The sequence below is a fragment of the Hamadaea sp. NPDC050747 genome (assembly GCF_040654195.1).
Taxonomy (GTDB): domain Bacteria; phylum Actinomycetota; class Actinomycetes; order Mycobacteriales; family Micromonosporaceae; genus Hamadaea.
This window is the reverse complement of record NZ_JBFAHM010000002.1, coordinates 93,990-118,255: the sequence shown is the minus strand read 5'-3', so window position 1 is coordinate 118,255 and position 24,266 is coordinate 93,990. Positions and strand designations below refer to the sequence as shown.

The window sequence follows — 24,266 nt, the reverse complement described above, 5'->3', positions numbered from 1 at the left end:
GGCCGGTGCCGCTGACCCGCGCTTGCGAGGATGGTGGGCTTGCGATTGGCGCGCCCACCGCGTGCGTGCCACGTCTGGCTGGTTCCGGAGGTGAGGCATGCTGCAGACGGTGGACGTCGGCCAGCGGTCGATCGAAGCCTATCGGGGGCTGGTCTCCGACGGGGTCCTCGACGAGCTGCGGCTGGTGGCACGCGATCTCCGTGGTGCCCGGGTCGTGCACCTGAACGCGACCCCGTACGGCGGGGGCGTTTCGGAGCTGCTGCGCTCCGAGGTGCCCCTGCTCAACGATCTGGGTCTCGTCTGCGACTGGAAGATCATCAGCGGCGACGACGACTTCTTTCAAGTGACGAAGAAGATGCACAACGCGTTGCAGGGCGCTGACGATGGGTTGACCATTCGCGATCAGCGGATTTACGAGGCAAGCGCCGAACGCAATGCGGGGTTGCTCGAAGAGGAGTACGACTTCGTCATCGTGCACGATCCTCAGCCTGCCGGGATTTTGTCCGCGCATGGCAAGGGGGACTCGCTCTGGGTGTGGCGGTGCCACATCGACACTTCCGAGCCCAATCCGCACGTATGGCGGTTTCTGCGGGACATGCTCGGCGACTACGACGCCGCGGTGTTCACCATGGACGAATTCGTGCCGCCGACACTTCCCATCCGCCGTGTCGATGTCATTCCACCTGCAATCGATCCCTTGTCGCCGAAGAACATGCCGCTGGACCCCGACGCGGCGCGCCAGGTGCTGGACTGGATCGGCATCGACGTCGACCTGCCGCTGATCACCCAGATCTCGCGCTTCGACCCGTGGAAGGACCCCCTCGGGGTGATCGCCGCCTACCGGCTGGTCCGAGACGAGTTCCCAGGTCTGCAACTGGCCCTGGTCGGTTCCATGGCGTTGGACGATCCGCAAGGCTGGCAGATCTACCGGGACATTCAGCGGGCCAGCCAGGACGATCCCATGATCCACTTGTTCACGAATCTGACCGGCGTGGGCAACATCGAAGTCAACGCCTTCCAACGGATGTCCGACGTCGTGGTGCAGAAGTCGATTAGAGAGGGGTTCGGCCTGGTCGTGTCCGAGGCGCTGTGGAAGGCCACGCCCACCGTTGCAGGGCGCGCCGGCGGCATCCCGCTGCAACTGGCCGACGACCTTGATTGTCTGCTCGTGGACTCGGTGCAGGAGTGCGCCCAAGAAATCTCCGCCCTGCTGCGGGACCCTGTCCGAGCCGCCCAGCTGGGCAGCCGCGGCCGTCAGCGAGTCGGCGCACACTTTCTGCTGCCTCGGCTGCTACTCAATGAGTTGTCGCTGCTCTGCGGCCTCGGCCAACCCGGCAGCGCCGCCGTGTCTCGTGTGCGGCGCGATCCCGTCTGCGGCATGGCGCTCGGCCCGGACCAGACAGCACCCACCACCGAGATCGACGGACTGCGGGTCGCATTCTGCTCCGTGGCGTGCCAATCACGATTCCTGAGCCGTCCCGAACGGTATGCCAGCGTCGGCGGGACTCCGCTGCGGACGGCAGATCCCGCGTGAACGAGCTGCGCCAGGACCCCATCACGGGAGACTGGGTCATCATGGCCCCCGACCGTGGGGCGCGGCCTCACGCAGTGCCGGCAGCGCCGGACCGGACGCGTAGGGCGGAGCCCTGCCCGTTCTGCCCGGGTAACGAGTTCCAGACACCTCCAGAGCTATGGCGCCTGACGGGTGCGGACGGCGCCTGGCGTATCCGTGTGGTCCCCAACAAGTTCGCCGCGCTCACGCCCATCGACGCTCCCACACGAGGAGCCGAAGGGTTCGTCGCGATGGCGGCGTACGGGCATCACGAAGTGATCATCGAGTCGCCGTGCCACAACGCCGACTTGGCCACCGTGGCGGTCGCCCAGGTAACCGCCGTGTTGGCGGCCTACCGTCAGCGATACCGCGCACTCGCGGCAAGCAGCGGCACCGCCCTGATCGTCATCTTTCGAAACCATGGCAGCGCCTCCGGCACGTCGCTCGACCATCCGCACTCGCAGATTGTGAGCACGCCGTTCGTCCCGCCGCAGGCCCAACAGCGACTGGAACACGCGCGACGGCATTTCGACCGCACACACGTGAACCTCTACGCCGATGTGCTCGGAAACGAGCTGCGTGACGGCCGCCGGATCGTGTCGACACGCTCGGATCTGGTCGCCTTTCAACCGTACGCGTCGATCGTGCCCTTCGAGACCTGGATCGTGCCGCGGCACCCACAGGCATCGTTCGGGCACATCGACGATTCGGTGCTGGACCAGCTCGCGGGGATGACCCGTGTCGTTCTGGGCGGACTACGAGAGGTGCTCCATGATCCGCCCTACAACCTCGTCGTCCACAGTTCGCCCCTCAGCGATGAGAACAACGACTACTTCAGTTGGCACCTTCAAATCGTGCCGCGGCTGGGCATCGCGGCCGGTTTCGAGCTCGGCACCGGTATGGCGATCAACAGCGTGGTGCCCGAACGTGCGGCTGCCGCGCTGCGAGCGGCAGTGGGACGCCAGATCGCCGCCGGAGTGTGACGCGGGCCGCGGTCATCGCTCGCGGGTCGCCGCAGCCGGCGTGTCGTGCCATACGGCTTTGGCTCCGGAGTCGCCGATCCGGTAAACCTGCGCCAGGTTGGCGATCGCCACGACGATGGCTACAAGTGAGAGCGCCAGAGCCCCCACCTTGCGCCTTGCCGGTCGCGACCCGTCGGCATCGTGGGCGGCGGCGGGCGTGCGGCGGCTCGTCCAGTACAAGGCGGCGGCGAGCGCCAGCAGCGGAACGGCGAACCAGATCAAGGTGTCGCCCAGTTCGGCGTGCGCGCCGGGATCACCTACCCGGCGTTCCAGGTGTTCGCCGCTTTCGGTGGCCAGCGGAATGCTGAGGGTGGCCGCCAGTGCGACGAGCGTCGTCAGGCCGGCGTACCTGCGGCGCCACGCGGGCCGGGCGGCCAAGGCGATGACACCTAGCGCCGCCAGTGGCAGCAGCACGACGACCGCGTGCACGACAAGCGGGTGCAGCGGCAACCCGTTGATGGTCTCAGGCATGGCGGACCCTCCAATCTTGGTCCCGCCGATCCTGGCAGCGCCGTTTTGGAGCTTTCTTGGAAACCGGCTCAGCCGACGGTCTTCGTCAGTGGCAGCCGCAAGCTGAGGGTCGCGCCGCTGGCGGTGCTCACCGCGGTGACGGAGCCGCCGTGGCGGTCGGCGATGTCGGCCACGAGCGCCAGCCCGAGCCCGTAGCGGCGTCTTGACGTCCCGCCGGTCGACGCGAACCGGTCGAAGATCCGGTCGGTCATTTGCGGGTCGATCCCGGGCCCGTCGTCGGTCACTTCGATGATCGCGTCCCGTCCGCCGACGCCGACGGTGATCAGGACACGGCTGCGCGCATGACGGATCGCGTTGTCGATGAGCGCGGTCAGCGCGCGATGCAGGCCCCCCGGTGTGCCGTCGACCTGGACGGCGCGGGCGGGGATGTGGCGCTCGATGACGACGCCTGCGTGGCGGGCGCCTTCCTGTCCTGCCTCGCACGCCTGCACGATCAGTTCCCGGACATCCATCGGCCGCATCGGCGTGTCACCTCGAGGATCCGCGGCGATCAACAAATCGTCGAGGATGTCATTGAGCCGGCCAGTGTCCTGGACCAAGCCGTCGAGGTCCGCCTGGGTGCGTGGGTCTAGCTCCGGAGCGAGGTTCGACCGTCGTCGCAACATCTGTGCCCGCGTGTGCAGCAGCGTCAGCGGCGTGCGTAGCTCATGGCTGGCATCGGCCACGAACCTGCGTTGCAGCGCGGCGGCGGCAGCCAGCGGCTGCACGGCCCGGTGGCCAAGCCACGCGCCACCCGCGGCGGCCAGGATCAGGGCAAGCACTCCGCACAGCGCCAGAGCGTCGAGGAGCGTACGCCGCTCAGTGTGATCGGTACTCAAATCGAGCGCGGCTTGCCGGACCGCGACGCCGTCGTTCACGGTGAGCACCCGGTATTCGACATCGCCGACGTGCAGGTCGTCGAAGCGACGGCCGCCCGCGGCGACTGCGGCCTGGGCGCTGGCATCCGGAAGACCGGCGGGGAGCCCTGGCGTCGCCACCTGCTGATCGGGTCCGTCGATCACCACCCAGACGCCCGGCGGTGGATCGGTGACGTCCTCGGCCCGAGTCAGCGTGGTGGTCAGCAGCTGGTCGGCGGCGGTGTGCTGCGCTCGTACGACAACCAGGGTCGCGACGGCGGCCACCAACGCGATGATCACGGCGACCGTGCCGGCGGCTTGTATGCCCAGCCGGACGGCGGTGCGCCGAAGCAGGGTCCGCTCGCGAGCGCTCACGCGTGTCCAAGTCGATAGCCGCGTCCGCGGACCGTTGCGATGACGTCAGGACCCAGCTTGCGTCTGAGATAGTGCACGTAGGTGTCGACCGCGACGTCGCTGCCGGCGTCGATGAAGACGGCCGCCCGTAGCTCCGCTCGGCTGAAGACCCGCGCCGGCCGCGTCGCCAGATACGCCAGCAACGAGCTTTCCCGATCCGACAATCGGACCGGCGCATCCGGCGGCACCGCCGACACCTCACGCGTGTCCAGATTCAGGCGCCGGCTCCCGATCGGCACGATGCGCGCCCGATCGAGATGCCTGCGTCGCAAGGCGCGTAGCCGGGCCAGCAGTTCATCGATGTCGAACGGCTTGGCGAGGTAGTCCTCCGCTCCGGCGTCGAGGCCTTCCACCCGGTCGGCGGGGTTTCCCAGTGCAGACAGCACCAACACTGGACAGGTCACGCCAGTGCGGCGGAGCCGAGCGAGAAGGTCCAGACCGTCCAAGGCGGGTAGGCCGCGATCCAAGATCACGACCTGATAGGTGCGAGTCAGCCCGAGATGGAGCCCGCGTTGGCCGTCGACGGCGACCTCGACAGCGTAGCCCTCGTCGGTGAGCAGTTCATCGAGCATCGAAGCCAGGCGCGCGTCGTCCTCGATGACCAGGATGGCGGGCGCCGGCTCGGAGTTCACGACACCATGATGCCCGGCGAGCGCTGATGGTCGGGTGCGGGCGGGGCTTGATCCGATAATCGTCCCGATTACTCCCTGTGGCCGCTGCAAGCCCGTGAGAATTGGAAGGCGTAGGGCTGGCCGAGGACCTTTGGCACTGGGCGAACCCTGAGCAGCACCCGCAGCGTTGACGGTGGCGTCTCGCTGAGGAAGGTGGCCCGGAATGCCTGACACCGTGAAAAGGGCGTCTTCGTCGCGGCCAGGACCGTCTGCACGCATCTGGGCGGCACGCGACAGCATCCTGTTCAGCCTGTCGACGCTGTTGCTGCTCGGCGGCGTCCTGGCGGCATCCGCGGATGCGAACGCATTGGCCACCATTCTGTGGACCAGCTCGGCCGGGATCGGGTTGGCGTATTCGACGGTGACGATCGGCCTGGCGGTGCGCCGTCGGCAGCCGTCGGTGGATGTCATCGCCTGGTTGGCACTCGTCGGTGCGCTGCTGGTCGGCGAGCCGGTCGCAGGCGCGGTCATCGCGGTCATGCTGTTCACCGGCGGCGTCCTGGAGGCCCGAGCGTCGGTTCGTGCCCGGCGGGAGCTGAGCACGCTGGCGGCGCGGGCACCGCGGGTGGCGCGCAGGCAAAACCCGCACGGCATCGAGGAGGTGCCGGTGGACCGGGTGGCGATCGGCGATCGGCTGCTGGTGGGTGCGGGGGAGATCGTGCCGGTCGACGGTCGGCTGACCGACGCGGGCGTGTTCGACGAGTCGGCTCTGTCCGGGGAAGCCAACCCGGTCGACCGCCCGGCAGGCGACGACGTCCGTAGCGGTGTCGTCAACGCCGGGTCCGCCGTGACGATGGTCGCGACACAGCGCGCCGCCGAGTCGACCTATGCCGGGGTGGTTCGCCTAGTCGAGCAGGCGCAGTCGGCGACCGCACCGTTCGTGCGGCTGGCCGACCGGTTCGCCGTGGGGTTCGTGCCGCTGACCCTCGCTGTGGCCGGGATTGCGTGGGCGATCACCGGCGACCCGGTACGCGCAGTTGCCGTCCTGGTGGTTGCAACCCCGTGTCCGCTGTTGCTCGCGGCGCCCATCGCGATCATGTCCGGACTGTCCCGGGCGGCCCGGCATGGTGTGATTCTCAAAGGCGGTTCCCCGCTCGAACGGCTCGCCGCCGGTCGCGTCCTCCTGTTCGACAAGACCGGCACCCTTACTCGTGGCCGACCCGCGCTGACCGCCATCATCACTGCCGGCCCCGAGCCCGCCGACGAGCTGCTCCGTCTGGCCGCCAGCCTCGATCAAGCCTCCGCGCATGTGCTCGCGGCGACCATCGTGAAGGCGGCCCGCGACCGCGGCCTCAGCCTCACACCGGCGACAGATGTGCGAGAACGCCACGGCTACGGCGTCGAGGGCACCGTCGGCGGCCGTGTGGTACGGCTGGGTAAGGCCGCCTGGACCCTGGACGGGCCCGTCCAGGGTTGGGTACGCCGAGCTCGTCGTCGTGCCGCCCTTGATGGCTCGCTGACTGTGTTCCTAGCGGTGGACGGCCAGCCGGCTGGAGTGCTGTTGTTGACTGATCCGCTCCGTCCGGACGCGCCACGGATGATGCGTACCCTGCGTCAATCCGGGATTCGACGGATGGTGCTGGTCACCGGTGATCGCGCGGACATCGCCGAAAGCGTCGGCCGCATCGTCGGCGCCGACGCCGTCTACGCCGATCGGGACCCCGCTGAGAAGCTGGCCATCGTTCAGAGGGAGCAGCAAGAAGCTCCCACGATCATGGTCGGCGATGGCGTCAACGACGCCCCGGCTCTCGCCGCCGCCGGAGTCGGAGTCGCCCTGGCTGCTCGGGGAGCCACCGCGTCGGCCGAGGCAGCCGACGTCGTGCTCACGGCTGACCGGATCGACGGGCTCGCCGACGCCATCATGGTCGCCCGGCACAGTCACCGCATCGCTCGCCTGGCCGCGGGAATCGGTATGGGGCTGTCTTTCGCCGCGATGATCCCGGCAGCAGCCGGTCGGCTGTCACCGACCGCCGGCGCCATTCTGCAGGAGATCATCGACGTCGCTGCGATCGGGATCGCCCTGACCGCGTTGCTGCCCACGCGTACCCACACCGTGCGGTTGCCGCAGGCCGACCTGGCCGTCGCGACACGACTCCACGCACAGCACGACGCCATACGCCCACTCGTCGAACAGATCCGTGTCGTCGCCGACGGACTGGGAGCGGTGCCGCCGGACCTGGCGTCCGCACGACGTCTGGTAGATCAGCTCGATTCCGATCTGCTGCCGCACGAACTGGCCGAGGAACAGCAATTGCTGCCCATCCTTGACCGCGCGCTGGGTCCAGATCCGACGGGAGCGCTCAGCCGCACCCACGCCGAAATCGAACACCAGGTACGGCGGCTGCGGCGAGCCTGTGACGACCTCGGCGAACACCCGGAGCCGGATGAACTCACCGATCTACGCGCGAGTCTTTACGGCCTGTACGCGATCTTGCACCTGCACAACGCTCAGGAGGAGGAAAGCGCATTCAGTCTCATGCCCACCGAAGCGGCCCGCCGGGCCGGCTGAGTGTGCAGCCGACCCGAGGCCACATGCGGACGACGCTTTAACGCCGCATCCTCCGCATGCTCATGTACAGGGTGGCGGCGCCGAGCACGGCGGTGACGGCACCGACGGAGACGTTGTTCGCCACTGCCGGCGTCGTGTTGACGGTCCCGCGGATCACCCAGGGTGATACGAAGGCCCACACACCGAGCACGGGAATCACCCAGGTGACGCCGTGCCAGCGCTCATACGACGCGGTCAGCCCGCAGGCCAGGGCGACGAGCACGGTGCCGGTGGCGATGTTGCTGATGGCGAGAGGCGTCAGCGACTGGAAGCCGACCACCCAGGGTGAAATCGCCAGGTACAGCCCCGATAACAGGACGAGGCCGGTGACGACGTGGGCGGCCCAGGTTTCGTTGACCTGTTCGTATTTCTGGCGCAACGCCACAATGTCGGGATGCCGCTCGATGCTGACCGTGGAAGCCATGGTTGTCACCTCCAGAAGAACGTGACGGAGTGCAATATGCGGCGATCACACCGGCGCACCGCCGGTCACCGTTGATCCGGTGATGCGCTGGCGGGCTGTCTCACTTTCAGGCTAGTACCGCCGGAAGACGTGCCTGAGGTCAACCTGCGGATCGGGCGCAAGCAGATCGGCGCGGTCTGGTCCCGGCCGCGGCAAAGCCGGATCCTGCCATGATCGGGGCCTTGGTCCCTACCTCCACGACGTCGAAGGTGCTGGGCTCGAGGTGAGGCCCTCGCGCTGGAGGTGGTCCATGATCACGATTTCCACACCGCGACGCGTCGAACTGTCCGCACCGGCCAGGCCTGCATGGTCGGGTCTGTTCAGCATTGCGGCGATCGCGGCTTTGGCGTCGGCGGTTCTTCTTCCGATCCAGATCGCGGTCTTCGTCGCCTGGCCGCCGCCCCTCGACGGCGGCGCGGCCGACTGGTTCGCGCTGCTGCAGGACAATCGGCTCGCGGGACTGATCGATCTGGATCTGCTACTCGTCGTGGACAACATCCTGCTCGTGCCGATCCTGCTCGCGCTGTTCCTCATCCTGCGCCGGGCCAGTGCTTCGATGATGCTCGTCGCGACCGCCGCAGGTCTGCTGGGCGTCGTCATGTACGCGACGATGAACCCGGCGATTCAGATGAGCACGCTGAGCGACGACTTTGCGACCGCGACGTCCGCAGAGGCCAAAGCCAGCGCGGTGGCAGCTGGCGAGGCTGCCTTGGCCGCTTGGCAAGGCACCGCCTTTCATGTGGGGTACTTGCTCGGATCCTTGGCGGGGATTGTGATCGGCATCGCCATGCTTCGGAGTGCGGCGTTCAGCAAAGTGACGGCGTGGATGGCGATCGCGGCCAATGCCGTGGGGCTCGGCTTGTACCTGCCGGGTATCGGCGTGTTCGTCGCCGTCTTCTCCGTCCTCTTCCTGGAGATCTGGTATGTGCTGGTGGCGCGGGCGCTGTGGGGGCACGCCAAGCGGTCCCGGGGCGACACGGCCATCCCGGCGGGGTCTCGAAGGGCGTCCGGCCCTGAGGCCGCGGGACCTTAGCCTCTGCGCGGCGGTCCCATGGTGCGATGCCATGGTCAGTGACCATCCTGGCGGGCCAACGGCTGGCCCGTTCAATGCGATCAAGGGGACGTCATGAACACTCTGGTGATCGGGATCGGTGACGAGCACCGGCGCGACTACGCAGTCGGCCTCACGGCGGTGCGTGAGCTGCGGACCCTGCACACCCAGGGGATCGACTTCGCGGAAAGCCACGGCGAGGCCACAGCGTTGGTCGACCTCTGGGCCGACATTCCACTGGCGATCATCGTCACCGCCGGCGACACGGGCGAAACGCCCGGCCACATCGAGCGGATCGGACCGCACGACTCGGCTCTGACCGGCCGCGGATCGCCAATCGGCGATGCGATGGCATTGGCCCGATCCCTCGACCGGATGCCGCAAAGACTGCTCGTCTTTCGCATCCAGATCCGCGACGGATCACCCGGGGAAGGCCTTTCGGCGCAGGTGAGGCTGGCCGCAGGCGAAGTGATCAGCGAGATCGCCGACCTACTAGTCACCCAGCGTTGGGTGCGCCACTGACCAGACCTGCCACTAATCCCGGAGGCAACTGTGATCACCACGACGTTCGACATGCTTAAGGCGCATCCGTTTCTCACCGGGATGACCGACGAGCATCTCCGGCGGCTGTCCGCTTGGGGGCACGGGTCGATCTTGCACGCAGACACCCGCGTTTTCGAGGAGGGCAGCCGGGCTGACCGGTTCTGGCTGCTGACCGACGGCCACGTCCGACTGGAGACACACCTGCCCGGTCGTGGCGACGTCACGGTCGAGACCTTGGGGCCGGGCACCGTTCTCGGCTGGTCGTGGCTGTACCCGCCCTTCCGGTGGCATTTCACCGCGACCGCCGTCGAACTTGTGCACGCCGTGGTCGTCGACGGGCCAGGTGTTCGCCGGATGTGCGAAGAGGATCCGGTGTTGGGCTTCGAGCTGACTCGCCGCTTCATGCGCGTTGTCGTGGACCGGCTGCAGCAGACCAGGCTCCGCCTGTTCGACGTTGATGCCCCGCCTGAGTGGCTGACGGCCTCGCCGTGATTCGCGGTGCTCGTGTTCCCTCCTGGTACCGGAGAGGTCACGTCGGCACGGCGATCGGGCCGAAGGTCCCTCGTGTCGTAGGCGGTCGGCACTGGGCCGGCTGAAACCGGGCTCGCACGCTGGAGATATGAGCGAGAAAGAAGTTCACGACGCCGGCCGGCAGGCACTGCGAGAATCCGCCGATCGCGTGCGGCCTCCGGGCGAGCGCGAAGAGGAGCTACTGCGATACCTCGGCGGCGTCGCGTACCGCGAACACATCGAGGAGTCTCGCGAGCAGCGAGACCTGGCGACCGAGGAGGGCAAGCGATGACTGTCGCACGTACCTGGACCGTCGAGGTCTTCATCGACGAGCACGAGGATGAGCGGCTCACTCATGCCGAGGCGCGCCTGCACACCCGTGATCGCACGAATCTGAGGGGCGAAGGCGTGGCCATGCGGCGGCCGGGCGACACCGAGGTGCCGGAGATCGGTGAGGAGCTCGCCGTCGCGCGGGCGCTGGCCGACCTGTCGCACCAGTTGCTCACGGCAGCCGCTGGTGACATGGAGCAGGTGGCGGGTTGACCGCTCGCCGGCGGATCGGCCCGATCAGCATCGGATGAGTACGCACCGTGGAGGTGACGAGATGTCGCCCGTTGCCACCGGCTTCCACCGGTCGTCACCAGCAACCGAAACGCAACGCGCAGCCTCGGTCTTCGCCATACGAAGTGTTGTCACTTTACTGATCTTCTTGGGAGTCAGCGCGGTCGCCGGCGGCGTCGAGATGCTGCTCGACGTCGACGGAGGCAGGTACCTGCCGCAGTCGTGGCTCGTGGACCTTCCCCTCGTCGACACGTTCGCACGATCGAACTGATCTATCTGCCGAGCCTGTCCTGGTTGCAGGTCGTCTACGGATTGACCGGATTGAGCCTGACGCTGTTGCCCTGGACCGGGCCGGTTCGGGATCACCTTCGTGCGAAGTGAAACGACTGTCGAGCGTCGAAGGCGATCAGGGTGAACGCAGACCAGAAGTTCTGCGCGGAGGGCGGAGGCGACGCGAATGGCTGTCTTGGGAACCCGGCATCCAGCCCGGAGGCGGTGGAAGGCGTGGAACGCCTTCACCTTGTGGGTACTGCACACGCCGCTGCTCGAGCGACTCGCCGAACGGCAGGTGTGCGAGCTTCGGTTCCGGGCACGGCGCAGCGGCATCGAAGTGGTTTTACCCGTCATGTATGCCCAGCGTGACGATATGCTCGTCGTGTTGGTCGGCGGGCCGGACGGCAAGCGGTGGTGGCGCAACTTCACGTCGCCGCGCCGGGTTCAGGTCCTCCTGCGCGGGAGCGGGCGCACCGGTGTCGGACGTCTCGTGCTCGCCGGATCACCACAGCGGCCGGAGGCGGCCGGCATCTACAGCAGCCGGTTCCCCGACCTGGAGGTGCGGGACGACCCGATCGTGGTCATAGACCTCGACCAGACCTCCTGACGAAGGCGTGGGCCGACCCGCTGTCACCGATTTCGCGATGAGCCGCGGCCGTCGACGGGAGGTCGTGAGATGACGATCGTCCATCACGAAGGGCAGGCGGAGCACTACCGTCTGCCGACTGCTTTGGCGAGGTTGGCGGAATGCGCCGGGCGTACCGTAGTGCTTCTAGCCCGCCGGCGCGTGCATCTGCCTCGGGCTCGGGTCGGCGCCTGGGTGCGGTTCGCGGACGGATCCACCTCGCGGATCTATCGGGAGACGGTGCTTGACCGTCCCGCTCCGCACGAGCCGTGTGTACTGATCGTCCAATTCCGGCTGCGGCGTGTCCGAGGCCGTGGACACCGAGTGTTTCAGGCCGAAAGCATGCTGAACACCCCGTTGTTCGTCGGCTTTCCCGGGTTCGTGTCCAAGTTGTGGCTCGCCGCAGACGAGCATGGCGTCTACCGAGGGTGCTACGACTGGGACGGTCCCGAAACGGCTCGGGCGTACGTCCGGGCCTTGTGGTGGCCGCTCGCCTTGGTCAGCGACACAGCCTCGATCAAGTATCGGGTGCTGCCGGGCTTGCGTCGCGACGCGATCCTCATGGACCCGGGCCGGGTCGACGCCGGGCGGAGCCAGGAGCAGGATCAGTGGTGGCGGCCGTTGAGCATGCGATGAACACGCCTCGGTTGCTGGTAGTCGGAGCCGGACCGACGGGTCTGGCGCTCGCTCTGCAGGCTGCCGTCCTGGGTGCGCAGGTCCGGCTCATCGACCGGCGTGCCAATGCGGCCCGGCCGTCGCGCGCCATGCTGCTGCACTCTCGCACATTGGAGGTGCTGCGCCCGCTCGGCCTGGCGGACGCGCTGATCGAGCGAGCCATAACCGCGCCACGAATGCAGCTACACGTTAACCAGCGCACCGTACCGGTGACCCTGGCCGACTTCGCGGTCGACGACACCGCGTACCCGCACCTGTCGCTGATTCGCCAGGCAGCCGTCGAGACGGTGCTCACCGAAACACTCGCACAGCACGGCGTCTCGGTTGAGTGGGGCGTCGAACTGTCAGGCTTCACCGCTTCCACTCAGAGCGGTGTCCGCGCGTATCTGCACGGAGCACGATATCGGAGTACGGAGCAGGACTTCCTGGCCGGATGCGATGGCGCGGCGAGCACGGTCCGCAGGGCGGCGCACATATCCGCCCCAGGCCGCGCGTACAGGCAGGAAGTCGTTCTGGCTGACGTCGAGCTCGACGACGATCTGACGCCGGAAGCAGCGCACGTCGCAGCAGGCTGGGACGGCCTGGTGTTCCTGTTCCCCATCGGAGAGCGCGCACCATGGCGGATACTGGCGACCCGGCAGGCGACCAGTGAAGGCGGCGACTGTATTGGTATGGACGACGTGCAACGCATCCTGGACCTGGCGCACCTCCCTACGAAGGTAGCCGGCGTTGCGTGGTCGAGCGTAGTTCCGCTGCGACGCCAGCTAGCCCAGTGTTACCGGCGAGGGTCGGTGTTCCTGGCCGGTGACGCGGCACATACGCACTCGCCGGCTGGCGGCCAGGGCATGAATACCGGCATCCACGACGCGATCAACCTCGGCTGGAAACTCGCCCTGGCCGGCAGCAGCACGGCCCGCGACACGCTTCTCGACTCGTATGAGGTCGAGCGCCGGCCGGTGGCCCGCACGATCATGGCGTTGACGGACGTGGTCTTCTGGGCCGAGGCGGGCACCGACCCGGTGGCGTCACTGGCCAGGACTGCTGCGGCACGTCTCGGGGCGCCGCTGCTGCCGGGCGTGCTTGGATGGCGCCGGTTGGTGGCCGAAGGGTTCCGAACCCTGGCGCAACTTCGCACCGGATACCCCAGGAGTCCGCTGAGCATCGACGACCGGCCGCCGTCGTCGATGCCGGTGGGTGCCGGGGGACGGCTGCCGGACATGCCGGTCGTGGTGTCATCCGGACCGGCGCGGCTGCACGAACTGACCGCCGAGCCCGGCACCCATCTGCTGCTCTTACGCGATGCGGCCGAGCCTGGACTCATGGAAAATGACCGAATTCGCGTCCACCGGTTGCTGGACCGGCCGGGAGCCGGGTTGATCGGCGTGCGACCCGACGGCTATGTCGGATTGCGAGCCGGCCGGACGAGCTCGCCGAGCGTGAAACGCTGGCTACGCCTGACCGGTGCCCTCTCTGGGCCGACGCCGTAGCCTGTCGGCGCCCATGCAGCGACGAGCGGCGACCGGATGGCCGCCGCTCAGGCTTTGTCCACTATTGCTGACAGCTCGTCGACACGACTTCGGTGAGCGGAGCGGCCGTGACGGGAATGTGCGACTGCAGCAGGAGACAACCCTTGGCACCGGCCGCGGCGATGGGGTGGGCAGCGCCGGGCGGCACAACGATGTAGGCGCCGTCGGACAGCCGATGCGAGCCGACGGAAACCTCACCTTCGAGAACCCAGATGTGTTGCTCGATGCCCATATGTGGACGACCTGGAGTGCTTGCCCCGGGTTCGAATCGCAGCAGCACGTCGACGAGGTCATGGCGCCGCGACAGCTCTTTGACATACACGCCTGGGCACCCGGCGACGGACGTCCAGGGTCGGCGCCTGATCTGCTCCGAACGCGTCGTGGTTACCTCATGTTTGTCCGCCTGGATCGGCACTGTCATCATCATTTCCCCGCTCCTAGCATTCGGCTGGATGTGCCATGGTCAAGCCTGGTCCAGGACGGCCCGCCGAGCCAGAGGAGCTGGTGCTCCGCGGAGCGGGACATTGGTCCTGCCGGTGTCGACGGTGCCCAGGTAGGGACCTTTGACCTAGCAGAAGGAGGTCCGCCGGGCCGGGCACCGCGGGACCTCCGTGTCTGGGCCGGATTCCTTGGTGGCGGTGGACTGTGACTAGGCGGACGCGATCGGCCGGCGGACAGCTGGTCGATCAGTAAGGCAGATGCGCTTACACGACGGGTGAGGAGTGGAGCTGCGATGACTGTCAAACTGGACGTCCATCAAGAAGAAGGTCAACAACCACAGGCGCGCGGGTGGATGGAGGAGCAGTCGCCGATCAGGCAGTCCGCCGCCGAGATGGCCGCAAGAGCCTATTCCGCGGCAGTCCGCGCGACCGAACTATTCATCACCAGCCTGCCCGGAACACCCACCGATGAAGACCTAGCGCGCTACACGGGCCTCCTCAAGCGTGAGGACGCGGCTTGGCAGGAACGCCGCGAAGCGTTCGCCGCTCTTGCCTTGCGCCACGAGCCGTAGTCGGGCTGACCACAATGAGAGCCGGCGGTACGCCAATCAACCGGGCCACCATTGACCTGGGAACGCTGCGAGAACTTGTGAGACCCGCCGACGCCACGTTCACGAGTGTCTACCTGGCCACCGTGCCCGATAACGCCGCGGAGTCTCACTGGCGCAGACTTTCCACTCACCTGGCACGTCAGGGCGCGCCCAGAGCCGACATCGACGCAATCGGAAGGTCTTCGGCCGAGACGGGCGTAAGAGGCGATCACGTGTTGGTCGCCCGCGCCGGGCGGACGTTGCTGAGTCAATCTCTGCCCGGGGGAGTGGCCAACGACTATGCCCACGTCGGCGCGCCACCGCCTCTGGCACCGCTGCTGGCCTGGCGCCAGCGCCATCCAGCGTACGTGGTGAGCCACCAGGCCGAGCCTGTGGAAGTGCTCGAACTTGCGCGGTCGAGTGGCGCCGACCTCGTGCTGGCAACAGCAGGTGACGTAAACGACCTAGTGAACCGGTTTCGGCGGCTGGATCCCTCGATCACAGTGCGCAAGATCGGTGATGGCGAGGAGACGGATGAGTCGATCCAACAGGTTCTGGATGAGTACGCCGCGACGACAAATTCAGAAGTGAGATTAGCCCTCGATGCCTTCGCCGTTCCGCACAGCGTCGCTGTCCAGGGAGTCCACCCGACGCTTGCCGCCCTGGCCGTTGGCCGTGCAGACACGGTGTTGGTCGTGGACGATCCGGACGATCGGCGAACCGCGTGGTTCGGGCCGGTCGAACTGTGCGCCTCGCTGCCAGACCCCGTGCATCCCGAGCGGACCGCGCACGGCGGCCGTCTGGTCGACGTGACCATCCGGGCCGCTCTGCTCACCGGAGCGCGGATCCGGATTCTGAGCGATGAGCAGGCGCGTGGCTTGCGCGGTGGGCTCGGCGCTCTCCTCCGGTGACCGCGGCGGGCTGCGGCAGAACCCGGACGAGGTGAGGACCATGAACGAGAAGCGTTTCTCCGGCCAGACCGTGCTCGTGACGGCGCGGGCTCCGGCATCGGCCGAGCCGTTGCCCGGCGACTGGCGGCGGATGGACCGCCTGAGCAGGGACTTTAGACCCCTCTTCGCGGGTCCGAGCGCTCTGCCCGCCCGGGTCGTGACCACGGGATGGTCAAGTCATGGACACGGATGCTTCACGAGGCGTCCGTCGCTCAGCCTTTGCAGCGAGCGCAGCTGAGTGCTGCGGTCGCCGCGATGAATCGGACAGGTGGCGCGGACATGCCTAGGATGCGCGATTTCCTCGACCGGTTCCGCCCGGCCGGCGCTCCGGGACCGGCCGGTGCCGTCGGCGTACCAGCTGATCGGCTGTCCGGCGCCGAGACGGAGCTCGCGCCGCTGTTCGCGGCCCTGACGGCGGTCGAGCAGCGGTGCGCTGAGACGCGTGATCGAGCGGAGCAGGATGCCGCCCGCCGCACCGCCCAGGCACGCCGCATGGCCGCGGCCATCGTGAGTCGTGCCAGATCGCAAGAGCGAGGTGAGCGGGCCGCCGCCGCAGCCGATGCGCTGGCCACCGTCGATGCGGAGGTGAACCGCATCTCGACGCAAGCCCGGCTGACGGCCGCCGATCTGCGCGAGCAGGGTGCGCGCCGACTCCCCGCGCTCGTGGACCTCGTGGTCACGCGGACCCGGAACTTCGCCGATTCGGCCGCGCGGGATCGGCCATGAACGGCGCGTGGGTGGCCGGAAGCGTCCGCGCGCAAGCGATGGCCCGCCGTCGTCTGGGTGTCACCGCCGCGCGTGCGTTGGGCCGTAGCGCTTCTTTGACCGAGGCGTTGGCGGCTTTGGCGGCCTCGCCATACGGCCGTCACGTCCGACTCGCCGCCGGCCTGGCCGCCGCTCAGCATGGTGTCCTCGACGCGCTGCTGTGGAATCTACGGGTACTCGCGGGCTGGCTGCCCCCCGCGGGCGTCCGCTCCCTGCGGGCCCTGGCCGGATGGTTCGAGATCGCCAACGTGGACGAGCACGTCGCCCAGCTGACGGGCCGGGCCGCCGAGGAGCCGTTCCGCCTCGGAGTTCTTGGATCAGCCTGGCCACGTTTGTCCGAAACCGGCTCCAGGCCAGAGGTGCGCCGGGCCCTGGCCGCCTCAGCTTGGGGCGACCCGGGGTCGGACGATCCAAGTGACATTTCGCTTACCATGCGCGTGGCCTGGGCTCGGCGGGTGGTGTCCCAGGTAGATCAGGCGGTTCCATGGGCGCTCGGAGCTACCGGTCTGCTGGTCGCCGGGCATGTCCACGATGCCGGCGGGCGGCTGCCCGAGACCGCGGCCCGTGGCGTGGACGCCCTTCTCGGCCCTGAATGGGCCCACGCGCGGGACCTCGCCGACCTATGCGATCGGCTCCCGGCCCGGGCCCGTTGGGTGCTGACCGACGTCCACCGACCCGAACAGCTGTGGCATGCCGAGGCAGCGTGGTGGAGACGCCTGCACACCGATGGCTCGAGACTGATCGCCGGTGGCCGGTTCGGACCGGATCGGCCGATCGGGGCCGTCGCGCTGCTGGCTGCGGACGCCTGGCAGGTCCGTGCCGCGCTGGCGCTCGCAGCACGGACCGACGTCGAACAGGAGGACGCCGATGTCCTGGCGTGAGGCGCTGGCGCCGCAACCGATGAGCCGCGTCGCGATCCTGAGCCCGATGCCGGCTCTGCGGGCGGTCTTGGCGCGAGTGGCGGATGAGGGCGTGGTGGAGTTCGATCGGCTCACCGGGCCGGGCGAGGCCGCGGCGAACCCCACCGCCCGCCTGCTGCGAGGCCTGCCGGCGGGGTCCGCGGAACCACGGCTGGCGGTCGCCGCACCCGACCTGAACGCATTGGTCGAGGCGGGCCGGATCGATCTGCTCGCCGGCGAAGCCCAACTCGCCGAGTACGCGGGGCAGGCCGTCGTGCGTGGTCACGTCGCCGGTCTCGTCGGCTGGACACCGACGGCCGACGTCACGGCGCTGTGCAGGCGTCTCGGTGAGATCGGCGGCGTCGCGGTGGAGCTCCCTCTGCCGCGGGGCACGGACCCGCCGACCGCCATCGCCACAGGCCGGACCTCGCAAGCGTTCGGGCCGCTCGTGACCACCTACACCACCGTCCCGTACGCCGACGTCGACCCGACGCTGCTGGCCGGGTTGGCGTACGTGGTCATGTTCGGGGCGATGTTCGGCGATGTCGGGCACGGCCTGCTGCTGGCCTTGATCGGTGTGGCGATCCGATGGGGTCTGCGATGGCCGCGCGCCGTGACGAAGCTTCGACCACATTGGATGTTCATCACAGCGGCCGGCGTGTGCGCGGCCTTGTTCGGGCTTGGCTACGGTGAATTCTTCGGGCCGACTGGTGTGGTGCCCGTGTGGTGGATCTCGCCCATGGATCACCCGGTGCCCCTGCTGCTGGGCGGAATCGCGCTTGGCGTTGTGCTGCTCGGCTTGGCGTACGCGCTGGGCACGATCAACCGCGTCCGCGAAGGCGGCTGGAGTGTCGCTCTCTACGCTCCGTCCGGGTTGGCCGGTTCCCTGCTGTTCGTGGCTCTCGGACTGGCCGTACCCGCCTGGTACCTCCCGTCCGGATGGTTGGCCGCTGCGGCGGTGCTGAGTGCGCTGCTGGCGATCGGACTGGCGTTCGTCGGGTTCTGGACGGCCGCAGGCCGTGGCGCGGGCGGCGTGCTGCAGGCCGTGATCGAGGTGTTCGACATGGTGCTGCGGCTTGGTTCGAACATCGTGTCCTTCGCCCGGCTCGCCGCGTTCGGGCTGACCCATGCGGTGCTGGGCTGGATCGTCTGGGACGCCACCACCGGCCTCTGGTCCGCCGGTCCGGCTGGGGCAGTCGCCGCGGTCGCCGTCTTCGTCGTCGGCAACGCGTTCGCGTTCGCTTTGGAAGCGCTCGTCGCCGCCGTGCAGGCCCTGCGACTGGAGTACTACGAGTTGTTCTCCCGAGTCTTCCAGACTCAGGGCCGGCCGTTCCAGCCATGGCACATACCGCTCGAACAGGTTCCGCTCGAACGCTCCGAAACGGAGGAGTCATGATCGGCATGCTCAGTGTGCAACTGGCGGCACAGGCCGCCGAGGTCAGCGGAATGGCTTTGCTGGCAGCCGCCATCGCCGTCGCCGGGGCCTGCATCGGCGCCGCGATCGCGGTGGCGTACACCGGCGCGGCGGCGCTGGCGGCGATGAGTGAACGCCCGGAGCTGTTCGGTCGGGCCATGGTCATCGTCGGCCTGGCCGAGGGAATCGCGATCTATGGACTGATCATCGCGATCATCTTGATCGGCAAGGCGTGACATGACAGCGGGCCGGATCGCCGCGATCGGCGAACAGGTTGCCGTCGAGGGATTCGGGCTGGCCGGTGCGCTGGCGTATCCGGCCGGCGATCCCGATGAGGTCCTGGCCGCCTGGCACTCCTTGCCGGCCGACGTCGCGCTGGTGTTCCTGACAGCGGCGGCGGACCGAGTCGTGCCGCGCCGCTCGCCCGAGTCGGTGCCGTTGACGGTGGTGATGCCGGGATGACGGCCGATACTTATGGCGACGCGTTGCGTCCGCTGGCCGAGGCGTTGCTGAGCGCGGCGGACGCCGACGCTGCGCTGACGCGCCGGGCGGCCGCGATGTCGTCGGCCACGGTGCTCGCCGACGCGCGCCGACAGGCAGACGAGATTCGGGCTGAGGCCCGCCGACAAGGTGCCGCCGACGCCGAGGCGGCCCTGGCCGCCGCGCGGGCACGTGCACGACGCGAGGCCCGTAGCGCGGTGCTCGGCGTCCAGCGTGACTTGTACGACCAGCTGCGGGAGCGCAGCTACGCGGCAGTTGCGGCGCTGCGGCTCGAATCGGGGTATGCCCGCTTGCGTAGCGGGTTGGCCGAGGCGGCGCGGCAAGTCCTCGGCCCTGACGCCGTGGTGGTCGACGCCGACACCGGCGGTGTCACCAGTTCCGCAGACGGGCGGCGGCTGGACCTGTCGTTGGCACAGTTCGCCGACCGGGCGGTCGACGAGGTCGCCTGGCGCCTGTTCGACCCCGCAGCCGACCAGGACGCCGTTGCGACCGCAGAGGCGGGATCCGCATGACGGCCATGGTTCGCCGCGTCAACGGCCCGCTCATCGAGGTGGATGACCTTGCCGGCGCAGCGGTGGCCGAACTCGTCGAGATCACCTCCGCGGCCGCCGCCATCCCGGCCGAAGTCGTCGCGCGCAGCGGAGAGCACGCGATCGTGCAGGCGTACGAGTACACCGGGGGCGTGCGCCCGGGTGACCCGGTGCGGCAACTGAACCGGTCTCTGTCGGCACCGCTCGGTCCGGGTCTGCTCGGCGGGGTCTTCGACGGTTTGCTGCGCCCGCTCGCCGGCGGCCCCGCCTGGCTGGCGCCCGGATCCATCGCACCCGCCGACGGTCGGACCTGGCAGTTCGTTCCCGTGGCGGGCGATGCCCGACAGGCCAATGCCGGGGACATGCTGGGCGTTGTCACTGCTGCCGGTCCGATCGAACACCGGGTGCTGGTGCCACCCGGTGTGCAGGGTGCCGTGTCGGTGCGGCCGGCCGGGGCCTACCGCGCAGACGAGCCGATCGCGCAGGTCGGTACCGTTGACGTCGCCTTGCGAACCTGGTGGCCGGTACGCCGCCCGCGGCCCTGCACGACCCGGCTGGCCGCCGCCGATCCGTTGCTCACCGGCCAACGCGTCCTTGACCTCCTTTTCCCTCTCATCAAGGGCGGCACGGCCGCCGTGCCGGGCGGGTTCGGCACCGGCAAAACGGTGCTGCTGCAACAAGTCGCGAAGTGGTCCGACGCCGACGTGATCGTCTACGTCGGCTGTGGGGAGCGCGGCAACGAGCTCGTCGACGTCCTCGACGAACTGCGTGATCTGCCCGATCCGCGTACCGGCGGCCGGCTGGCCGACCGCACGGTCATCATCGCCAACACCTCGAACATGCCGATCATGGCCCGGGAAGCGAGCATCTACACCGGTGTCACGGTGGCCGAGTTCTATCGGGACATGGGCTACGACGCCGTCGTCATCGCCGACTCGACCTCCCGCTGGGCCGAGGCGCTGCGGGAATTCGCATCCCGGAGCGGCGACCTGCCGGCGGAGGAGGGTTACCCGGCCGGGCTGGCCTCCGCGCTGGCGGCGTTCTACGAGCGGGCCGGCCGTGTCAGCACACTCGGTGGCCGATCCGGATCGGTGACGGTCATCGGCGCTGTCTCGCCACCCGGTGGCGACATGACCGAACCGGTCACCGCCCAGACCCAGCGGTTCGTCCGTTCGCTGTGGACGCTGGATCGGGACCTGGCATACGCGAGGCATTATCCGGCGGTGAGCTGGTCGGGCTCCTACTGCCGGGACGCCGAAGCCATCGGAGCCTGGTACGCCGCCAACGGCGACCCCGGCTGGGCGGCTCGCCGAGGTCGGGCCTCGGCGGTGCTGGCCGATGCCGACCGGATCGCGGCCTTGGCCGAACTGGTGGGCCTGGAATCCCTGCCCGGACTCGAACGCATGACCTTGCTCGGCGGTCGTCTCCTGCGCGAAGGCGTGCTACAGCAGAGCGCGTTGTCGGCCAACGACGCCACATGCACGTCGGCCAAAGCGGCCGGCCTGCTCGACGCGACATTATCCGTCATGGATGAATGCGTCGAGCTGGTCGCTGCCGGTGTCGCCGCCGCGACCCTCGAACAGGCCGACTTCGGCCCGGTGCTACGGGCCCGGGAGGAGACGGGACCGGACGACGCGGACGGCGTACGCGCCCGGGGTGAGCTCATGCGCCGGCGGCTGCACGAGGGCGGGCCATGAACACGACACAGCTCGACTACACCGACATCACTGAGATCCGGGGACCGTTGATGGTGGTCCGGGGCGTCGACGGAGTCGGCTGGGACGAGTTCTGCCGGATCGACACCGGTGACGGGCAGCTGCGGCACGGCCTCGTCCTCGAGGTCGACGGCGACCTGGCCGTGATCCAGGTGCTCGAGGGGACCACCGACGTCGTCGCCGAGAAGGTGGCGATACGGTTCGACGGCGCGCCGTTGCGTATCCCGGTGGGAGACGGCTGGCTCGGCCGCGTCTGCAACGGTCGCGGCGAGCCCCTCGACGGTGGCCCGCCGGTTTACGGCAGAGAGATGTCCTCCGTCGCCGGTTGGCCGCTCAACCCGGTGCTTCGCGAACCGCCGTCCCAGCCTGTGCTCACCGGAGTGTCGGTGATCGACGGTTTGACTACTCTAGTCCGCGGCCAGAAGTTGCCGATCTTCTCCGTCGCGGGGCTACCGCATCTTGAGCTGGCCACCCAGATCGCGGCGCAAGCGACCGCCGGTGGCGAGCCGTTCAGCGTCGTCTTCGCCGGGATGGGTCTCACCCACGCGGACGCCGCCTTCGTCCGCGACGCCCTCGACGATCGCAGCGCCGCAGGCGAGCTGGCGCTGCTCATCAACACCGCTGGTGACCCGGTCATCGAACGCATCCTCACCCCGCGTCTCGCGTTGACCATCGCCGAACATCTGGCCTTCACCCAGGGCCGACATGTGCTTGTGGTCGCAGCTGACATGACCAGCTACTGCGAGGCGGTGCGCGAAGTCTCGGCCGCGCGCGGTGAGGTGCCCGCCCGGCACGCGTACCCCGGCTACCTGTACAGCGACCTGGCCGGGCTCTACGAGCGTTGCGGGCGTATCCGCGGCAGGCCGGGCTCGGTGACCATCCTGCCCCTGCTGACGATGCCGGCCGGAGACATCACGCATCCGGTGCCCGACTTGACCGGCTACATCACCGAAGGCCAGATAGTGCTGTCGCCGCAGGTCCACGCGCGAGGCGTCTACCCTCCGGTCGACCCCCTGTCATCGCTTTCGCGGCTGATGCGGCGTGGAGCCGGACCCGGCCGGACCCGCGACGACCACCTGGACGTCGCCGCTCAACTGCTAGGCGCCCTGGCGCGCGCACGTCAGGCCCGAGAACTCGCCGAACTCATCGGAGCCGGCGCGCTCGGCCCGGTCGACCAGGCGTACCTGCACTTCGAAGACCGTTTCGGACGCGACTTCGTCAGCCAGCGCCCCACCGAAGCCCACACCCTCGATCAGACCCTGGAACGCGCGTGGCAGACCCTCAGCTCGCTGCCACGACGAGAGCTGACCATGATCCCGGATCGGTTGCTCGACGCGTACTACCGGAGCGATCATGGCTGAGCTGCGCGGATTGCCGCCTGGCCGAGCCGGACGCCTCTGGCTGCGTCAGCGTCTGGCGGTCGCCCGGCGAGGCGCTGAGCTGCTGGACCGCAAGCTGCGCGTCCTGCGGTCCGAACAGGCGCGACTGCACGCCCTGGTCACCGCTACGGAACATGATTGGACCCAGGCGTACGCGGAGGCTACGCGCTGGTTGACACGCGCTGCCCTGATCGGTGGCGAACGGGCGATCCGCCTGTCGTCACCGTCTGATTCGGCTCACGTGGAGTTCGGCTGGCAGGCCGTCATGGGTGTGCGATATCCCGGCTCCGCCGTTGTGCGACCGCCGTTCTCCGACCACTCGCCTCGGGCGTCAGGAACGTCTGCCCTAGGCGTGGCCGCCGCCGCATACGCAGAGGCCGTAAACGCCGGGGCAGCGCTGGCCGCCACGCAATCCGCGGCGGCGATCGTGGACGGGGAGGTCGCTGCGACCGTGCAGAGACTTCGCGCGATCCGCGACCACTGGATCCGACGTCTGGACGCGGCGATGACCATAGTGGGCCAGCGGCTGGAGGAGATTGAACGTGACGAGAGCATCCGTCTGCGGTGGGCTGCCCGCCGGCACGAGACACCGCACTGACCTCGAGTGAGCCGGTCCCGTCATGGGCCCTTGGTACGCCGACGACAGGGATGACCGGCCGGCGGCCGCGGGCGGCGGCCACCGGTTCCGCGGCAGCCGCTGTCGCGAGCAAACCACCACGGCTCGGTCTGAACGCCGCCGCCCAGCTCGCTAGAACGGGCCTCGCTCGAATGGGCCTCGGTAAGCCTGCTGAAGTGCCTCCGCCGCGTTTGTGACAGCGGTCAAGAACTGCCGGTGATCATCGAACCCGCCGAGAAGTAGCGGCGACCGTTCGTGAACACTTTGGAACGCCAACTTGACGCCGGCCTGAAATCGAGTCTCGACTTCGAGTAGTTCCAGCAGTTCGCTGACTCGACGGCTGAAGGTTCTCGGAGAGCAGTTCAACCGGTGACTGGCAGCCACGTCGGTCGCCCCACTGAGCAATGCGACGACAACAGGTCGAAGGTGTTCCGGCAGCATCGTAATATATAAATATCTGACGTTGCTTTCGGTATACGCATTGTGTTTCGTGGCGTTGGGAACATTGTCCAACAGCATGGGCGGCGGCCCCTCCACGTCGAATGACTCCGCTCACGGTAGATGTGAGAACTTCTATCCGAGCCGTCGTGACGATGTCAAGATCTAGCGCAAAGTTGCCTCGGAAGCCGCTGGTAGAGGCATACGGCGTCGGAAATTTCTATATTT

The 24,266-nt window shown here is 68.4% G+C and carries 28 protein-coding genes; 23 read left to right on the top strand and 5 right to left on the bottom strand.

Annotated elements, in window-relative coordinates:
• Positions 1 to 97: 97 nt before the first annotated feature.
• Positions 98 to 1,534, top strand: coding sequence for a glycosyltransferase (locus AB0H43_RS03865; RefSeq protein WP_359996057.1), 1,437 nt, complete (start codon positions 98 to 100; stop codon positions 1,532 to 1,534).
• Positions 1,531 to 2,535 (top strand): galactose-1-phosphate uridylyltransferase, encoded by a 1,005-nt coding sequence (gene galT, locus AB0H43_RS03860; protein ID WP_359996054.1) that lies wholly within the window; start codon positions 1,531 to 1,533, stop codon positions 2,533 to 2,535. The genes AB0H43_RS03865 and galT overlap by 4 nt, the downstream gene beginning before the upstream one ends.
• A 12-nt stretch (positions 2,536 to 2,547) precedes the next feature.
• Here the strand turns inward: galT and AB0H43_RS03855 are convergent, their stop codons facing one another.
• The 3 genes from AB0H43_RS03855 to AB0H43_RS03845 all read right to left on the bottom strand — a co-directional run bounded on the left by AB0H43_RS03855 (position 2,548) and on the right by AB0H43_RS03845 (position 5,077).
• Complete coding sequence (locus AB0H43_RS03855) at positions 2,548 to 3,045, bottom strand: DUF2231 domain-containing protein (protein ID WP_359996051.1); 498 nt, start codon at positions 3,043 to 3,045, stop codon at positions 2,548 to 2,550.
• A gap of 68 nt (positions 3,046 to 3,113) precedes the next feature.
• Positions 3,114 to 4,106 carry a HAMP domain-containing sensor histidine kinase gene (locus AB0H43_RS03850; protein WP_359996048.1) on the bottom strand — a complete coding sequence of 331 codons (993 nt, stop codon included), beginning with the start codon at positions 4,104 to 4,106 and terminating at the stop codon, positions 3,114 to 3,116.
• A gap of 206 nt (positions 4,107 to 4,312) precedes the next feature.
• Complete coding sequence (locus tag AB0H43_RS03845) at positions 4,313 to 5,077, bottom strand: response regulator transcription factor (RefSeq protein ID WP_359996045.1); 765 nt, start codon at positions 5,075 to 5,077, stop codon at positions 4,313 to 4,315.
• Between the two features lie 112 nt (positions 5,078 to 5,189).
• On the opposite strand from AB0H43_RS03845, the gene AB0H43_RS03840 reads away from it, so the two are divergent.
• On the top strand, positions 5,190 to 7,535 hold the full coding sequence (locus AB0H43_RS03840; RefSeq protein ID WP_359996042.1) for a heavy metal translocating P-type ATPase: 2,346 nt from the start codon (positions 5,190 to 5,192) through the stop codon (positions 7,533 to 7,535).
• Between the two features lie 37 nt (positions 7,536 to 7,572).
• Here the strand turns inward: AB0H43_RS03840 and AB0H43_RS03835 are convergent, their stop codons facing one another.
• Positions 7,573 to 7,998 carry an SPW repeat protein gene (locus AB0H43_RS03835; RefSeq protein ID WP_359996039.1) on the bottom strand — a complete coding sequence of 142 codons (426 nt, stop codon included), beginning with the start codon at positions 7,996 to 7,998 and terminating at the stop codon, positions 7,573 to 7,575.
• A gap of 289 nt (positions 7,999 to 8,287) precedes the next feature.
• Between AB0H43_RS03835 and AB0H43_RS03830 the strand changes: the two genes are divergently transcribed.
• The 9 genes from AB0H43_RS03830 to AB0H43_RS03790 all read left to right on the top strand — a co-directional run bounded on the left by AB0H43_RS03830 (position 8,288) and on the right by AB0H43_RS03790 (position 13,762).
• A complete protein-coding gene (locus AB0H43_RS03830; RefSeq protein ID WP_359996036.1) occupies positions 8,288 to 9,070 on the top strand; it encodes a hypothetical protein in 783 nt (260 codons plus the stop codon).
• A gap of 93 nt (positions 9,071 to 9,163) precedes the next feature.
• Positions 9,164 to 9,610, top strand: a complete 447-nt coding sequence (locus tag AB0H43_RS03825) for a hydrogenase maturation protease (RefSeq protein WP_359996033.1) — start codon at positions 9,164 to 9,166, stop codon at positions 9,608 to 9,610.
• Between the two features lie 30 nt (positions 9,611 to 9,640).
• Positions 9,641 to 10,123, top strand: a complete 483-nt coding sequence (locus AB0H43_RS03820; protein WP_359996029.1) for a cyclic nucleotide-binding domain-containing protein — start codon at positions 9,641 to 9,643, stop codon at positions 10,121 to 10,123.
• A gap of 127 nt (positions 10,124 to 10,250) precedes the next feature.
• Positions 10,251 to 10,433 (top strand): hypothetical protein, encoded by a 183-nt coding sequence (locus AB0H43_RS03815; protein WP_359996026.1) that lies wholly within the window; start codon positions 10,251 to 10,253, stop codon positions 10,431 to 10,433.
• Positions 10,430 to 10,684 carry a DUF1876 domain-containing protein gene (locus tag AB0H43_RS03810; RefSeq protein WP_359996023.1) on the top strand — a complete coding sequence of 85 codons (255 nt, stop codon included), beginning with the start codon at positions 10,430 to 10,432 and terminating at the stop codon, positions 10,682 to 10,684. Before AB0H43_RS03815 ends, AB0H43_RS03810 begins: the two co-directional genes overlap by 4 nt.
• Positions 10,685 to 10,850: 166 nt before the next feature.
• Entirely contained in the window at positions 10,851 to 10,973 is a 123-nt protein-coding gene (locus AB0H43_RS03805; RefSeq protein WP_359996020.1) for a hypothetical protein, read from the top strand.
• 375 nt (positions 10,974 to 11,348) lie between these two features.
• Entirely contained in the window at positions 11,349 to 11,582 is a 234-nt protein-coding gene (locus tag AB0H43_RS03800; RefSeq protein ID WP_359996017.1) for a hypothetical protein, read from the top strand.
• Positions 11,583 to 11,924: 342 nt separating this feature from the next.
• Positions 11,925 to 12,236, top strand: a complete 312-nt coding sequence (locus AB0H43_RS03795) for a hypothetical protein (RefSeq protein WP_359996015.1) — start codon at positions 11,925 to 11,927, stop codon at positions 12,234 to 12,236.
• Complete coding sequence (locus AB0H43_RS03790; protein ID WP_359996013.1) at positions 12,212 to 13,762, top strand: FAD-dependent monooxygenase; 1,551 nt, start codon at positions 12,212 to 12,214, stop codon at positions 13,760 to 13,762. The genes AB0H43_RS03795 and AB0H43_RS03790 overlap by 25 nt, the downstream gene beginning before the upstream one ends.
• Positions 13,763 to 13,823: 61 nt before the next feature.
• Here the strand turns inward: AB0H43_RS03790 and AB0H43_RS03785 are convergent, their stop codons facing one another.
• Complete coding sequence (locus AB0H43_RS03785) at positions 13,824 to 14,216, bottom strand: cupin domain-containing protein (RefSeq protein ID WP_359996010.1); 393 nt, start codon at positions 14,214 to 14,216, stop codon at positions 13,824 to 13,826.
• Between the two features lie 318 nt (positions 14,217 to 14,534).
• Between AB0H43_RS03785 and AB0H43_RS03780 the strand changes: the two genes are divergently transcribed.
• The 11 genes from AB0H43_RS03780 to AB0H43_RS03730 all read left to right on the top strand — a co-directional run bounded on the left by AB0H43_RS03780 (position 14,535) and on the right by AB0H43_RS03730 (position 23,582).
• Positions 14,535 to 14,813, top strand: a complete 279-nt coding sequence (locus AB0H43_RS03780; RefSeq protein WP_359996007.1) for a hypothetical protein — start codon at positions 14,535 to 14,537, stop codon at positions 14,811 to 14,813.
• Between the two features lie 251 nt (positions 14,814 to 15,064).
• Complete coding sequence (locus AB0H43_RS03775; RefSeq protein ID WP_359996004.1) at positions 15,065 to 15,742, top strand: hypothetical protein; 678 nt, start codon at positions 15,065 to 15,067, stop codon at positions 15,740 to 15,742.
• 318 nt (positions 15,743 to 16,060) lie between these two features.
• Entirely contained in the window at positions 16,061 to 16,507 is a 447-nt protein-coding gene (locus tag AB0H43_RS03770; RefSeq protein ID WP_359996001.1) for a hypothetical protein, read from the top strand.
• Positions 16,504 to 17,427: a hypothetical protein gene (locus AB0H43_RS03765; protein WP_359995999.1), complete on the top strand. Its 924-nt coding sequence runs from the start codon at positions 16,504 to 16,506 to the stop codon at positions 17,425 to 17,427. Before AB0H43_RS03770 ends, AB0H43_RS03765 begins: the two co-directional genes overlap by 4 nt.
• The gene (locus AB0H43_RS03760) at positions 17,414 to 18,841 is read left to right on the top strand and encodes a V-type ATPase 116kDa subunit family protein (protein WP_359995997.1); all 1,428 of its coding nucleotides are present in this window, start codon (positions 17,414 to 17,416) and stop codon (positions 18,839 to 18,841) included. The genes AB0H43_RS03765 and AB0H43_RS03760 overlap by 14 nt, the downstream gene beginning before the upstream one ends.
• Positions 18,838 to 19,095: an ATPase gene (locus AB0H43_RS03755; RefSeq protein WP_359995994.1), complete on the top strand. Its 258-nt coding sequence runs from the start codon at positions 18,838 to 18,840 to the stop codon at positions 19,093 to 19,095. The genes AB0H43_RS03760 and AB0H43_RS03755 overlap by 4 nt, the downstream gene beginning before the upstream one ends.
• Before the next feature lies 1 nt (position 19,096).
• Positions 19,097 to 19,321 carry a hypothetical protein gene (locus tag AB0H43_RS03750; protein WP_359995991.1) on the top strand — a complete coding sequence of 75 codons (225 nt, stop codon included), beginning with the start codon at positions 19,097 to 19,099 and terminating at the stop codon, positions 19,319 to 19,321.
• Positions 19,318 to 19,872 (top strand): hypothetical protein, encoded by a 555-nt coding sequence (locus AB0H43_RS03745; RefSeq protein ID WP_359995988.1) that lies wholly within the window; start codon positions 19,318 to 19,320, stop codon positions 19,870 to 19,872. The genes AB0H43_RS03750 and AB0H43_RS03745 overlap by 4 nt, the downstream gene beginning before the upstream one ends.
• Entirely contained in the window at positions 19,869 to 21,587 is a 1,719-nt protein-coding gene (locus tag AB0H43_RS03740) for a V-type ATP synthase subunit A (protein WP_359995985.1), read from the top strand. The genes AB0H43_RS03745 and AB0H43_RS03740 overlap by 4 nt, the downstream gene beginning before the upstream one ends.
• Positions 21,584 to 22,966: a V-type ATP synthase subunit B gene (locus AB0H43_RS03735; RefSeq protein ID WP_359995982.1), complete on the top strand. Its 1,383-nt coding sequence runs from the start codon at positions 21,584 to 21,586 to the stop codon at positions 22,964 to 22,966. The genes AB0H43_RS03740 and AB0H43_RS03735 overlap by 4 nt, the downstream gene beginning before the upstream one ends.
• Entirely contained in the window at positions 22,959 to 23,582 is a 624-nt protein-coding gene (locus AB0H43_RS03730) for a V-type ATP synthase subunit D (protein ID WP_359995980.1), read from the top strand. Before AB0H43_RS03735 ends, AB0H43_RS03730 begins: the two co-directional genes overlap by 8 nt.
• Positions 23,583 to 24,266 lie beyond the last annotated feature (684 nt).